Below are 13,344 nucleotides of genomic sequence, written 5' to 3'. Positions count from 1 at the left end.
ATTGAGGCGAAAGGGACAATTGTATCACCGACCGCTCAACTTCTCACGTCCTGAGAACTGCCACCGCTTTCCCACCCTTTAATCCCGTTAGTTCCGTGACGACAGGTATGGAACGGCTCACTCCGCGAGTTCGAGTCGTCTGGCTGGTACTCGCGATTGCTCGAGCCGCGCTCGTCGGCGGACTCATCGTGGGCGCAGCGGTCGCACTCTCTCGCACCGAACTATGGAATCCCGCGCCGAAAGCGCTCGTCCCCGCAGCATTCGCGATTGCCCTCACACTCGCCGCCCTCCGCATCTTCGTCGCCTGGCGACGGTACGGCGTCTGGCGGTTCGATCTCCGCAACGACGATCTCTACATCGAACGTGGGGTCTTCACCCGGATTCGGACCATCGTCCCGTACGTTCGAGTCCAGCACGTCGACTCCCGTCGATCGCCCCTCGAGCGAACCGTCGGCCTCGCGACGGTCGTGATCTATACGGCCGGTTCGCGGAGCTCCGACGTCGCGATCCCAGGCCTGACACCGGCCCGCGCCGAGGATCTACAGGAGTCGCTGCGCCGACTCGCGATAGAGAGCGCGGGTGAAGACGCAGTATGAGGAAACTCCATCCGGCATCGATTGCCGTTCGATCGCTCTCGAGGAGTCTGAACACCGGATTCGTGTTCTTCATCGTCGGGGTCGTCGTTTCGCCCGGCGGCAACGGGATGAATCTCCTGTCGGTGTTCGCCTTGGTCGCGTTCGGTATCGTCACCGGAATTGTCTACGAATTCGCCTATTACCAGCGGTTCCGGTACGAACTCACGGCGGACACACTCGACGTCTCTTCCGGGGTGATCTCGCGCCGAGACCGCGAACTTCCCCTGGGCCGTATTCAAAACGTCGACATCAGACAGAACGTCGTCGAACGTCTTCTCGGAATCTCCGCGGTCCACATCGAAACCGCCGGCGGCGGAGAGACCGAAGTCAGCCTTCGATACGTGGACGAAGACGAGGCTCACCGGCTCAGACGGCAACTGAGACGCGGTGGTAGCGCAGAGTCGAATCGCGCCGATGCGTTCGAAGACGAGGAGCAAGGTCCCGAATCAGCGACGATGGGCGCCGAAGACGACGACGGAGAACTTCTGTTCGAAATCACGCCACGCGAACTGGCTATCCTGAGCATCTTCACGATCGATCCGGGGGCCAGCGTGTTGGGCGGTATCGCACTCTCGTTCGCAAGCGGGTTCGATCCCGCGACATTGATCCCGGCGGATCGCATCGCGGAACTGCCGGGACCGGCATCAGGTCTGCTCGCGCTCGCGTGGGGAATCTTGCTGTTCGGGCTCGCTGCGTGGATCATTAGTGCAGCGCTTACGTTCACCCGCTACTACGCGTTTCGTCTCACACGGGTCGATGACGAACTGTACTACGAACGCGGTCTCCTCCAGCGATACAGCGGGACGATCCCCTTAGAGAAGGTACAAACGCTGACGATCTCCGAGTCGATTCCGTTTCGGTGGTTCGGCTATGCCGCGTTGAGCGTCGAGACTGCGGGGTATGCGCCCGGACAGGAGTCCCGCGGCGCGGAATCTGCGATTCCGCTCGCTACTACCGACCGTGTCTACGCGCTCGCACGCGCGATCGAACCGTTCGGATCGGTCGAACTCGAATCCCCACCGCGGCGAGCACGGGAACGGTATGCGGTCCGGTATCTGCTCGTCGTCGCAGTATTCCTCGCGGCCGGATATTTGGCGACGCGGTATACGCCAGTCGTTCGACGGTGGTACGTCCTCAGCGGTGTCGCAGTGCTCGTCCCGATCGCCGCACATCTCAAATGGCGAAACCGCGGGTTCCGCGTCAGCGATCGGTATTTTTTCACGCGGACGGGGTTCTGGCGGCGAACGACGAAAGTCGTACCGCTGTACCGGGTACAGTCCATCCTCCACGAGGCGACTCTATTCCAGCGGCGGCGTAGAATCGCCAACGTGACGGCTGATACCGCGAGCTCCGCCTCCTTCTTCGGTCGTGTGGCGACGGCCTATGACGTCGACGCAACTCGTGGTCTCGATATACAAAACGAAATCGAAGCAAGACTGCAGGAACGACTTCGGGCACGAAATCGCCAGCAGTCGAGTAGGCGTTGGACTGCTAACTCGAGCGAAATAATTGACGGGGAGGAGTCTGACGATCGAGATGCCTGACTCGAACGACCGGCTCGACGATACTCTACCCGCAACTCAATAGTGAACCCACCTGGAACTCTGTATAGCGATATGAGGTATATGGGTCCGGCACACGACACCATGCAATGTATTACGGGAACCAATTGTTCTTGGCGATACCTTATGGGAATTCTTATTGCCCGACTATCTTGGCCGATTAGTCCACGGTCCGCGAGGCGTCTCCCGCAGGGCCGGTTGCTCCAGTCGCCAATCCGCTACAGTAGCCAAGCACACAGAGGAGTCAACGCTACCGAACAGTCTATTCGAGTGAGAGCGCAGAAAGAAGGCACAGTACCTTCCCCACCGGTCGGCTGATGGCGTTGTAGGGGCGTCCAAGCCCCCTTCCATCGTTGTCGTCTATTCGGTCCCGTGACGAACTGCGACGCCGCACTCATCCGAATGGCGACGTGTAGCGGCCATTGTTCGTCCATATCTGGCGCCGAGCGGTCTCCCTCGAGAGGGAGATCCGTCTTCGCTCTCGGCCCGGGTGCAACGATACCTTGAAACGAACGACAGTATTGACCACCTCTACGTCCTGAAGGGCGTCGAATCCGACCAGCGAATTTCTACTGGGTGTAGCGTTCGAGTTTCCGACCCGCACTCACGGGGACCCGCCAGCATACCGGAGTAACTCTCGTCACCTTTCCTATATAGGGCTGTGGCCTGTTCAATGGGGCCGTTCGTGAGGCGAAGCCCCTCGGGATCACGAAAATCAAAAATTTTCGAACGACCCAATCAAGTACCATGTCATCACCGTGTGACAAACAGACGACGTTCGTCACCACCCCCTCGTCTAGTGGGGAACGGCCTTTCGCGGTATTCGTAGCATCTCGTATTGCGTTAAGGGACGAAAAACAATCGCGAAAGAAACCCCAGTCCAACCGGTGTGTTCGGGTACGACGATGGGCCTTCCGCTCGACCCGCGCCTGAAAACGGGGTTTACGTTACCAATTTGTACCACGTCAGGCAGCCCCCTCCGCAGTGGAACTATCGCCACAGTTCCCGGTAGAATAGCTGTCGTGGGTCGCCTCCTCCGACACGCTGTCACGGGAACGATGTCCCGTTCCAGCGACACTGGTCTGTTCGAATTCGTCGAAGCCGGGTCCGATTACGGTGCTCGAACGAACAGCACCCCATACGCTTCGTACCTGAGCGACGCTCCCGTGATGAGACGGGGCCGCCCGTACCGCTGTGCCACGGCTATCGACTCGCAGATCGGCTACTGCGGTCGGTTTCGTCGAACCACACCGGCTACGAGTCGGTCGAATTCGATGTATGCGGGGTAGATTTTGTGCTCGATACCCGCCGGAAATCGAGTTCCGGATCCCGTGATCCCCCTGTAGTAGCCGATACTCTGGTAGCCATTGACCGTATCGGCGTTTTCCGTATCACTCCCTCTCACTACGAAAATACGGGAAGATGGAGAGAGAAATGCTCGATGGCGAACCCATCAGCGGTGCCGATAGCTCGAGCGAGTACTACCGATCGAGAGAATCGACATGCGAGCTACGGAAAACAGGGAGAGACACCACGCTGTGAATCGATCCATGGAAGATACCGACGTCGCGTCTATTGGCCAGCGCCGATTGCGCGTCGATCGGAACCGGATCTCAGTTTGCGAACATCGCCACCTGCCGCCAGTACGAAACTGGAGAAACTGATCACCAGTAAGTTCTCCACCGGCCAGTCGCTCTGGGTGATTCGTGTCCCGTTCACAGTGGTCCGAACTGAATTTGTATCTCGAACTGTGGGACCTACCACCTGAATCAGGTATACGATATTGTAGCCCTTTCCATTCTAATATCTCATATAGTGTACCCATTATTGCCGTCAATAGCGTCATACTGTATGAGATAAAGGCCCTTAGCTCGAATAATGGGTAAATTGAAGGAGGCTGCGTTTGATGGACGGAGTATGAGCGGTTCAGCGGACAGGTCTCGAAAAGCTGTCAAAACGTACGTGCCGGCCTACCAAAAATCCGAGTGGCAATCCCACGCGGACGACCTCGAGATGAGCCAAAGCGAGTTCGTTCGAACGATGGTTCAGGCTGGTCGAAAAGGGTTCGAATCCGCCACGACGGAACCCGCTTCTTCGGACTCAGACCCTGGGGGTGACGCCCTCGAAAAGCAAGTCATCGAATTGCTATCCGCCGACACGTACTCGTGGGACGAACTCCTCGAGGCAGTCTCGGACGACATCGAGTCGCGACTGGACGACACGCTCGAGGAATTGCAGACGAACAACCGAATCCGGTACAGTGGTCGCCACGGAGGGTACACCACGGTCGATGGTGATGTCGATGGCGACTGAACCAGGCTCCGTCACTCCGGAGGAAGTAGACGACCCTATCGCGTACTTTCTCGACGACCAGCGATATCACGGCAAGAGCGAACGGACGCTCGAGGCATACGAACGCGTGCTTCGGCGGTTCGAATCGTTCGTCGACGAACGATTCGGGGTCGATTCGGTCGACGGGCCCGAGCGCCGAGAATGTATGGCCTGGATCCACTCGCTACGTGGCGAATTCGAACCCAGCACCATCGCAACCTACGCGTCGTACCTCAACCGGTTTTACGACTATATGACTCGCGTCGGCGTCTTCGAAGACAATCCGATGGGGCTCGTGATGGAGGAATTACCCGAATCGATCGATACGAATCCCACGAGACGGGATTTGTCGGTGCCGGAAATGCGCTCGTTCGTCGCCGACATCGGTCATCCGCTCGAGCGGGCAGTCATCGTCACCCTCCTGAAGACGGGGATGCGCGTGGGGGAACTCTGTAACCTCGATATGCAGGATCTAAACCTCGATACGCCGGAAATCGACCTCGAGTGGATGCCCCGAGTGGGTCTTGAGCGCCGGTCCGCATCGTTGTTCGTCTCGGCCGAACCGGCTCGCGGGTCGGACGTCAACGGTGAACAGCGAACTGCCTCGAACAAACGAAAGCGAGATACGATCGTTCCCGTCGATGCCGAGCTCCGCCGCGTGTTGATCGATTGGCTTGCGATCCGGCCGGACGCGGTGTCGCCGGCACAGCCGCTCTTTCTCGATACTGGAGATTCGTGGGGAGAGCGGCTCACCCCCTCGGACATTCGATATATCGTTGAAAAACACGCCCGAAAACGTGGCTGGTACCGGACGGGCGGCGGAACGCAAGAGAACGTCACTCCCCACTACTTCCGGCACTTCTTCACAACCCATCTGCGCGACCGAACCGGTGACCGCGGGATAGTCCAGTATCTTCGTGGCGATGTCGCCGGCGACGTCATCGACACGTACACCCACAACTGGGGTGATCGCGTCCGAGAAACCTACCTCCAGCATATCTACACCGTGACAGCGTAACCGAATTCCTGTCGGCACTCGACGATCGTGGTGTCCGATTCCCCACTGATCCAGTTCTACAATGTCATCAGCAGCCACTTCGTCCAGGATATTTAACAATACCAGTACTCAATCGATGTGTTCGAAACCAGTCTTGTAAATCGTATAGCGCTATATGAATGCACACCCCGGACAGTAAAGCTGAGTGTCCGGTCTAGACGCGTTCTACGATACCAAGCGGTCGGTCGAAGTATCGATATCGGGACCAGATGCGCCATTCACTGCTACCTGTAATACTGCATTCGATCCGTTGATCGATTCTCGAACGGTGACGGGCTACCCCGTCGGCTCCCATCGTTGGGCCCTCTTTGCGATCCTCGAGTGGACGTTCTGCTTACTCCACCGGACGCAGTAAAGACCACAAGGCGACGGACCGGGCCACGAGTCGGGACCGACTGCCCGACTGGATTGGGTGCGGGTGGTAAATTCGCTCTAGATCCGGTCTTCGAGCGGTACTGGGGCGTCGGTCCGGAATCGATTGAGTGCTTCGAAGAGCACGGTTCCATCGCGAGAGGCGGAATCGAATGCCTGGCTCGCAGATGCAGGTGGGTCGGTGCACCGATTATACGATAGATAACGAGACTGACGGTGTCGATATCGACCCTCGAACATTTGAGACTCGGTACCGAAGGGAGTTCCTGTAGCCACGTCCGCCGTATCGTAGAGCGATCACCACTGCGGAAACACACGAAAACCATGGATATTGCTGACATCGTATCGGAGGAGTACATCGAATTCACACCGGACACGACCGTCTCGAAACTCGTCGGTACGTTCGCGGATTCCGACGTCAAAGGCGTCGTAATACGTAGCGACGAGTTCGAAGGCGTCGTAACGCGAAAGCAGCTTGCAAGCTCGCATCGCCAGCCCAACGAAAAGCTCGGATCGCTGGTCTGGCACGTTCCCAGACTCGCACCCGACGAGGATATCCGAAAGGTGGCACAGCTCATGATCGACAGCGACTCACACGTCCTCCCGGTCTTCGAGGGCAACGAGTTGATCGGCGTCGTTACTGCCGATGGGATCCTCGAGAAGGTCGAGCCGTATCTCGACGCGGCGACCGTCTCCGAGGCATATACCGCAGACCTCGTCTCGCTAGGTCCGGCGTCGACGCTCGGCGAAGCGCTCAACGACTTCCGGGAACATCGCATCACGCACATTCCGGTCGTCGAAGAGAACACGGCGGTCGGCATCCTCAGCCTCTACGACGTGACGGACTTTACGATCCGATCCGAGGTACAGAGCCAGGGTGGCGACGCTGGGGGAACCGATCCGTTCGGTGGAGAGATATCTTCTAGTTCCGCCCGCGCGCGTGGCGGAGGATTCGGTGCCCGGGATGGGGAGTCCTCGCGAATGCTGGACCTGCCGGTTCGAGACGTCATGGCCTCACCGGTCCAAACGATTCGGCCCGACGAGACGCTCGATGTGGCAGTCGAGGAGATGTTCGAGTACGACGGGTCGTCGCTGGTCGTCATGGAGAACGGAGACCCCCACGGTATCCTTACGAAAACGGACATTCTCGATTCGCTCACCTGGGAGGCCGGCGGGAGCCGGGGTGTCCAGATCTACGGAACTGATCTGATAGACGACGTGACCTACGACGAGATCGTGGCGATGGTCGAAAAGTTCGACGACAGGGATCACGACATGAACGTTCTGGAGGCGAAAGTCCACCTCCACGAGCACGACGAGACACGACGTGGACGACCACTCCTGCTTGCTCGAGTTCGGCTCCACACAGATCGGGGATTGTACATCGCCTCCGGTGAAGGGTACGGTGCGAGCCAGGCAATCAACGAAGCGCGGGATATCCTGGAACGCCAGATTCGAGACAGGAAGACCACCGGGCGGAGCAAAAAGCCCCGCGGTGAGGAATGGGAGAAGCGCTTCGGCTGGATGCTCGAGGACTGATCGCCACCGCATCCGATACCGAGTAGGCGAGCAGTTAACGTCAGCGCACGACTGTCACTGGAACTGTCGCTCGTTCGACGAGTGACTTCGCGACGCTACCGACCATCAGCCCTGCACGCTCCGATCGACCACGGTGGCCGACGAAGATCGCGTCGAATCCCTCGGTCTCGGCGTAGTTGGCGATCTCCGTGATCGGATTTCCATAGAGAAGTTCGATCTCGACGTCGTGACCGAGTTCGTCGGCGAACGCGGCCGCGTCGTGGGTAAGGTCCAGGCCCCGCTGTTCGGCTTCTTCGACGCTCTCGAGGACCAGGCGCTGGTCTTCATCCCAGAGTGACACGGTCGGTTCGCTTCCGCCCTCGTCGTGAGCGGTGGGATCGACCGCGTGGACCACCGTGATCGATCCGTCCATCGCTTCGACGATGTCGGCGGCGTAGGCGAGGGCATTCTCAGATTCTTCGGAGCCGTCGACTGCTACGAGGGACTTCATAATCGTGCATTCGGTCCCGAGTCATGTGAAGTGCGAGGGCGAGTTCGCCACAACACAGGGGGAAATAGCGGTCTTCGACTGCAGGTCTCGAAAAACGGCCCTCGATCGGGATGGCGATTGTGACGCTTCTCACGGGACGGGTTTGCAGGTACAGCGAGAACGGACGGATGGACTCGACGTCGGTCGGACTCGTAATGCTCTCTGTCGGGGCGAAAATAGGGTTGCAAGCGACTCGTGCAGTGAGGGCCGGCGACATAGTCTCGCCTTGCCGACCCACGCGATGAAACCAGCTATGGTTCGACGGCGAGTTCAGTCTCGAGGTCCGGCCCGTTTAGGAACGACCGAACGACGCCGATCGTGTCGGTGGATTCCACGGTGTTTTCGAGGAGGACGGTTTCGCTCGGGAACAGTTGTTCGCCGAGCAGGAGGCCGTGATCGCGAGCAGTCGAACCAGTGACGGTCAAATAGACGCCCAGTCCCGCATCTGCGATGGCCGCCTCCTCTTCACGACCCTCCTCGGGATAACGAAACTCGACGCCGTCGAGTGTTCGCGTGCCGAGAACCGCCTGAACGAGCCGTTCGTACCGAGGCTCGATACAGAGTGGCCCCTCGTAGGTCTCGAGGAAGTCCCGGTCGAGAGAGTCGACTGCGGGTGCGACCTCTGGCGTGGCCAACAGCGTGTGATAGACGGTGTCACCGAGTCCGGTAACGACCCGAACGTCGGTATCCGAAGGGTCGATCCGGGCGTTTACGTCGGCAATCCGGTCGAGCGGCTCCGGTCGCAATTCGACGACCTCTTCGAGAACGAGATCAGCGCTGTCGAAACCGAGGGCGAACTCGTGAGTTCGAAGGGAGCGAAACGGCTCCTCTCGACCCACGAGCTGAATTTCAGCGTCGTCTGGTGCACCCTCGACGTCGGCGAGCGGAATCGTGACGCTATCGAAGACGATACGGCGGGGTTTTCCGGCGCGATCGTCCCGGAGCAGGGTATACTCGGGCTTTGTCGGGTCATCGACAGTACTGTACTCTGCGAGGCGATGATAGACGTCATTTTCGTCGGCATCGATCGTCCCCTTCGTGAGTGCCTTTTCGTGGCGAAGCGTCGACGCGACGTCATCGGCAAGTCCCGTAATGTCGAGTCGAGCGGCGAGCCGATCGAGTACAGATTCGAGTGGCCGGCCTTTTCGCGGAACAGCGATCGGTATCGTCTCGCCCATCGACCGGTTCTCAATCGGCGATGGATAAACGAGTTGTGTTTTCAAAACCGCAGTGAGTGTAAATCTATTAGAGGAGTAGATGAGACCTGCTGACGTTGTTACTCGGAGAACATCGAACCGAGTTGGTCGCGCCACTCCATGATATCCGTCACGTCGGATTGGACATCTTCGAGGTCGTTTTCGACGGACTCGAGGTCGTTTTCGACCGTCCCGATATCGTGTGCCAGTTCGTCGACGGTCCCCTCGACCGCGTCGACATCGTCCGTAACTTCCCCCAGATCGGCTTCGAGGTCGGTATTCCAGTCGCTGAGGTCGACGACCTCGCCCTCGATATCGTCGACACGAGACTCTGTCTCTTCGAGTCTGGTATCCATCGACGAGAGATCGGCGTCGAGCGATTCGAGATCAGACTGGACCTCTTCGATGAGCTGTTCGCCGGTACCGTTGTCCTCGAGGAACGTCTGAAGCGCATCCGTATAGGCAGCTACCTCCTCGACGCGTGACTGAAGATGGTCGATTTTCGCGATATCTGCCCCCGTCGGTTCGATGTCGAGTTCGGCCTGAATGACCTCGAGATCGTCGTCGTCGACCGTTCCCTCGCGAATTTCGGTTGCGAGGCGAGCTGCGATCGATCCGTCCAATTCGGTCTCGAGACCCGGCGGCGATTCGGCTGACGTGGTCGGTTCGGCTGACGTGGTCGGTTCGGCTGACGTGGTCGGTTCGGCCGACGTGGTCGGTTCGTCTCCGACGTCGATCTCGACCTCCTCGTCCGGTTCTGACTCGGCAGATGGGGCCACGGCCGAATCATCGTCCGGGCCACCGGTGGTCGTCTCACCGAGATCGATATCGATATCGGGTCCGGTATCCGTTCGTGTCTCGGATGGAGCTTCGGGGCGCCCCTCGGTAGTGGATGCACTCGTGTCGGTACCGACATCGAGATCGATGTCGGGCCTATCGCCTTCGTCGTCGGTCGACCCAACGGCGGTCTCGTCGGTATCCGGCTCCGGAATCTCTTCTTCTTCAAATCCGAGATCGATGTTCGGTGTATCGTCCGCCTCGTCTTCGGTATCGTCCGTGTTGACGTCGATCGGGTCCGGATCGATGTCGCTGAGATCGAGGTCCAGCCCGACTGAGTCCTCCGATGCGGCGTCGTCCGTCTCGGCCTCCGGACCGGTATCGATCGTTATCTCGTCGTTGTCGAGACCCGGCATGGATTCCGAGTCTCCACTAATCATATCTTTTACAGCTTGATCGCGGTCATCGGAGACGATACTCCCGATCAGTTCGTCGTCTAGTTCCTCCGCATCCGTCGTGCTGACGTCTTCGTCTTCACTGCGTTCGACGACGGTCGGCTCGGAGAGGAATTCCCCGGCTCGACTTTCGTCGTCGAGTTGAATCCCGTAAACCGTGACGAGGCGCTCGTTCGGCTCGAGCGTCGCCGTAAACTCGACGTGATTGTCCTGGAATGCCGTCCAGTTGTCGCTGTGATAATCCGGGTGGAAACCGACCCTGTCCATCGGAAACGATGACGGAACGTCTTCCGAGAGTTGAAACGTAACCGACTCATCACGGTTCGATTCGATCTCGAACCTGATCGCAGGGACGGGAAACTCGTCCGCTGTAAACGATTTTTGGACGGCAATCCCGTCGGTACTGATCTCGATCACGTCGTCTGTGTCGGCGGTGCTACTCATATGAGACCAACGTTACCATACCATTACTATAAATTGTGCGGACGAACTCACCGAATGAGTGGCGGGAGATCGCTACAGATCGACGCGGTCCCCGATCTCGACGATCTCGAGTCGGTCTGGATGTGCAAAACTTCGTGCGTGGTGGTGTAGCACCGTCGGATCGGCGGTGAGTCCCTTCCACATGTCCCAGTGGCTCGGCAACAGCCGATCACACTGGAGGGCGTCGGCACACTCGATGATCTGGTTTTCGTCGTTGTACCAGCGCGTTCGTTTCGGTTCGCGTGTCTCTTTATCCGGAATCTGACCGACGGTTCCGAACGCAAGTGCGGCGAGGTCGATGTCGTACTCCGTTCCGATCCGCTCGAATTCGTCGGTCGGCTTCGTATCTCCGCCGTGGAAGAACGTACCGGCTTCGTGTTCGATCACGTAGCTCACCGGATGCGTCGCGTCGGGATCGTATGCCTCCTCGACCCGGATCGTGAATCCACCGACCTCGAGGGTGTCTCCCTCGGTGACTTCGCTCAGTTGGTCGTCCGTCACGTCCCACTCGCTCGTCCAGTTTTCGTTTTCGCGAGCGACTGCGATGCTATCGTCAGGAGCGAAGAGAGTCGCGCCCGTATTTTCGAGGATCGGTGCCTGACTCGGTCCGTGAACGTGGTCGGTGTGTTCGTGCGTCGCGAGCACGGCATCGGCTTCGTCGACGTCCGCCGGATCGAACGGCACTGGAATCATGCGGATCGTTCGCGGTGGGTCCCCCAGACCGAGGTACGGATCGATGTAAATCGTCGACCCGTCGCTTCCTTTGCAGATGAAGCCGTTGCAGCCGAGATACCAAATCGCCACGCCGTCCGGGGACGCATTCGAAACGTCACGGACGAGCCAGTCGCTCCAATCGCTTTCGATCATGTCCGAAGATGCGGAGACCAACTGGGTAAGTGTTATTGTATTCACCGGAAAACGAAGCAGATCCACACTCATTCAGCGAACCGGTAGCTCCCAGCCGAAATCCGACTGGCGACGCTCCCGGGGTACCGATAGCGACGACCGCAGAGACAGACTGACCGCGAGTATAGCGTTCGGTGACCGAGGTAAACAGCCACGACGTCACAACGGGAACTGCAAGCGATAGTCGTCGGACTGGGCGTCGATACGCTCGAGTCGCGACGCGAGCATCTGGCGCATCATGACGACGAGACCGTTGTGCGGGCCGTCGCCCAGAATGGCCGCTTCGGCAGTCCTGTCGTCCTGTGCCGATCGTTGAAGGGTCCCGATCATGACCGCCTCCCTGTCGGCAAACACCAATCGGACGACGGACTCACCCTCCGGTGCGAGAGTGAGCAAGTCGAACTGTGGTTCCCAGAGAACGACTTCAGGAATCCGTTCGCGAACGAGGTCGCGGATCCGTGGGTCGCGCGAACCGAGATACACGTCGACGCCGCGGTCGACCGCGTCCTCGATCCGGCGATAACAGCCTTCCTCGAGCAACTCGCTTTTCGCAAACAGAAGGAACAATTCGTCTTCGGCCACCTCGCAGAGAGACTGGCCAGTGGTGATGATCGACTTCCGGTCCTCGAGCGTGCGAATGTTCGCCAGATCCGTATCCGACGTCGCGACACCGGAGTCGCTTCCCGTCGATCGATAGGCGGACCGAAGCCATTCGGCGCGAACTGCGGGGTGGCCTTCGTAGGAGACCCGATCGTCTACGCTATCGTAGCTTATGAGCGTGGCTTCGTTCAACAGCGGAAGGTGGACGTGAACGAGCGACGTGAAGACGTCCTCGACGCGCCGTTCCGAGATCTCTCGCTCGGTCGAGTCGGCTTCGCGGGCTGCGACGTCGCGCGCGAGGGTTTCAGTCGCGACCGGGTGGTACTGATTGCTGAGCACCGACAGTATCGTCCGCCGGCGTTTGTCGGCGAGCGCTTCGAATATCGTATCACGAACGTCTGGATCATCCTCATCACTGATCGGAAGGAGATCTTCGAATCCCCGACCGTCGAATGCCCAGTGGTCTGTTACCTCGATCGAGCCGTCGTTCGTTTCCTCGAGTAAACCGACGTCCGTCAACTGTGGTAAGAGTCGATGATGGAGGGATGCGAGGGCTCGTTTGTGGTCGACGTCGGAAACGTCGGCGAGACGGATATCTGCGATTACTGCTGCAAGCCGGAACGCAATGTCGCTTTTCTCGATTCGGTTCGGCGATCGTTCGGAGACGATGCGGACGACGGCTCGCCCACCGACGCTCGAGAGGGCACTGAACAGTTCGTCTCGTTGATCGGCCGTGGGTTCGCTCATAGCTGAGTTACTCATTGACTACTACTCGGTGACTAGCCTGCAAAAGAACTACTCCAAACTACTTTGGAATCAGTAACCCATTACCGGCAATAGACCAAAAAACCAGAAGTACTGTGTGGCATTTAGGTATAATGCAGTAACTTATTTCGGCCAGT

Annotated in this window: 10 protein-coding genes; 5 read left to right on the top strand and 5 right to left on the bottom strand. The window is 58.8% G+C overall.

Annotated features, from left to right (window positions below):
• The first annotated feature begins 107 nt into the window (after positions 1-107).
• From HYG82_RS22810 to HYG82_RS22790, 5 genes are all read left to right on the top strand, one after another.
• Positions 108-596, top strand: coding sequence for a PH domain-containing protein (locus tag HYG82_RS22810; protein ID WP_179259443.1), 489 nt, complete (start codon positions 108-110; stop codon positions 594-596).
• A complete protein-coding gene (locus HYG82_RS22805; RefSeq protein ID WP_179259442.1) occupies positions 593-2,179 on the top strand; it encodes a PH domain-containing protein in 1,587 nt (528 codons plus the stop codon). The genes HYG82_RS22810 and HYG82_RS22805 overlap by 4 nt, the downstream gene beginning before the upstream one ends.
• A 1,935-nt stretch (positions 2,180-4,114) precedes the next feature.
• On the top strand, positions 4,115-4,510 hold the full coding sequence (locus tag HYG82_RS22800; protein WP_179259441.1) for a DUF5805 domain-containing protein: 396 nt from the start codon (positions 4,115-4,117) through the stop codon (positions 4,508-4,510).
• On the top strand, positions 4,500-5,546 hold the full coding sequence (locus HYG82_RS22795) for a tyrosine-type recombinase/integrase (protein ID WP_179259440.1): 1,047 nt from the start codon (positions 4,500-4,502) through the stop codon (positions 5,544-5,546). Before HYG82_RS22800 ends, HYG82_RS22795 begins: the two co-directional genes overlap by 11 nt.
• Positions 5,547-6,281: 735 nt before the next feature.
• Positions 6,282-7,496: a CBS domain-containing protein gene (locus tag HYG82_RS22790; RefSeq protein WP_179259439.1), complete on the top strand. Its 1,215-nt coding sequence runs from the start codon at positions 6,282-6,284 to the stop codon at positions 7,494-7,496.
• Positions 7,497-7,536: 40 nt separating this feature from the next.
• Here the strand turns inward: HYG82_RS22790 and HYG82_RS22785 are convergent, their stop codons facing one another.
• From HYG82_RS22785 to HYG82_RS22765, 5 genes are all read right to left on the bottom strand, one after another.
• Positions 7,537-7,986 carry a universal stress protein gene (locus tag HYG82_RS22785; protein WP_179259438.1) on the bottom strand — a complete coding sequence of 150 codons (450 nt, stop codon included), beginning with the start codon at positions 7,984-7,986 and terminating at the stop codon, positions 7,537-7,539.
• 290 nt (positions 7,987-8,276) lie between these two features.
• Entirely contained in the window at positions 8,277-9,203 is a 927-nt protein-coding gene (locus HYG82_RS22780; RefSeq protein ID WP_179259437.1) for a phosphoribosyltransferase HisG-related protein, read from the bottom strand.
• A 98-nt stretch (positions 9,204-9,301) separates the two neighbouring features.
• Complete coding sequence (locus HYG82_RS22775; protein WP_179259436.1) at positions 9,302-10,897, bottom strand: AAA family ATPase; 1,596 nt, start codon at positions 10,895-10,897, stop codon at positions 9,302-9,304.
• Between the two features lie 72 nt (positions 10,898-10,969).
• Positions 10,970-11,803, bottom strand: a complete 834-nt coding sequence (locus HYG82_RS22770) for an MBL fold metallo-hydrolase (protein WP_179259435.1) — start codon at positions 11,801-11,803, stop codon at positions 10,970-10,972.
• A gap of 198 nt (positions 11,804-12,001) precedes the next feature.
• On the bottom strand, positions 12,002-13,204 hold the full coding sequence (locus HYG82_RS22765) for a DUF7344 domain-containing protein (RefSeq protein WP_179259434.1): 1,203 nt from the start codon (positions 13,202-13,204) through the stop codon (positions 12,002-12,004).
• Positions 13,205-13,344: the final 140 nt, after the last annotated feature.

The sequence above is a fragment of the Natrinema halophilum genome (assembly GCF_013402815.2).
In the GTDB taxonomy this organism is placed as follows: domain Archaea; phylum Halobacteriota; class Halobacteria; order Halobacteriales; family Natrialbaceae; genus Natrinema; species Natrinema halophilum.
The sequence above is the reverse complement of the archived record's forward strand: the minus strand, read 5'-3'. Positions and strand labels throughout refer to the sequence as shown.

Bases quoted from the DNA above. Each gene is read 5' to 3' on its own strand.
- HYG82_RS22795 (WP_179259440.1), top strand. From the start codon at position 4,500: ATGGCGACTGAACCAGGCTCCGTCACTCCGGAGGAAGTAGACGACCCT.
- HYG82_RS22770 (WP_179259435.1), bottom strand. From the start codon at position 11,803: ATGATCGAAAGCGATTGGAGCGACTGGCTCGTCCGTGACGTTTCGAAT.
- HYG82_RS22810 (WP_179259443.1), top strand. From the start codon at position 108: ATGGAACGGCTCACTCCGCGAGTTCGAGTCGTCTGGCTGGTACTCGCG.
- HYG82_RS22780 (WP_179259437.1), bottom strand. From the start codon at position 9,203: ATGGGCGAGACGATACCGATCGCTGTTCCGCGAAAAGGCCGGCCACTC.
- HYG82_RS22790 (WP_179259439.1), top strand. From the start codon at position 6,282: ATGGATATTGCTGACATCGTATCGGAGGAGTACATCGAATTCACACCG.
- HYG82_RS22765 (WP_179259434.1), bottom strand. From the start codon at position 13,204: ATGAGTAACTCAGCTATGAGCGAACCCACGGCCGATCAACGAGACGAA.
- HYG82_RS22805 (WP_179259442.1), top strand. From the start codon at position 593: ATGAGGAAACTCCATCCGGCATCGATTGCCGTTCGATCGCTCTCGAGG.
- HYG82_RS22785 (WP_179259438.1), bottom strand. From the start codon at position 7,986: ATGAAGTCCCTCGTAGCAGTCGACGGCTCCGAAGAATCTGAGAATGCC.
- HYG82_RS22775 (WP_179259436.1), bottom strand. From the start codon at position 10,897: ATGAGTAGCACCGCCGACACAGACGACGTGATCGAGATCAGTACCGAC.
- HYG82_RS22800 (WP_179259441.1), top strand. From the start codon at position 4,115: ATGAGCGGTTCAGCGGACAGGTCTCGAAAAGCTGTCAAAACGTACGTG.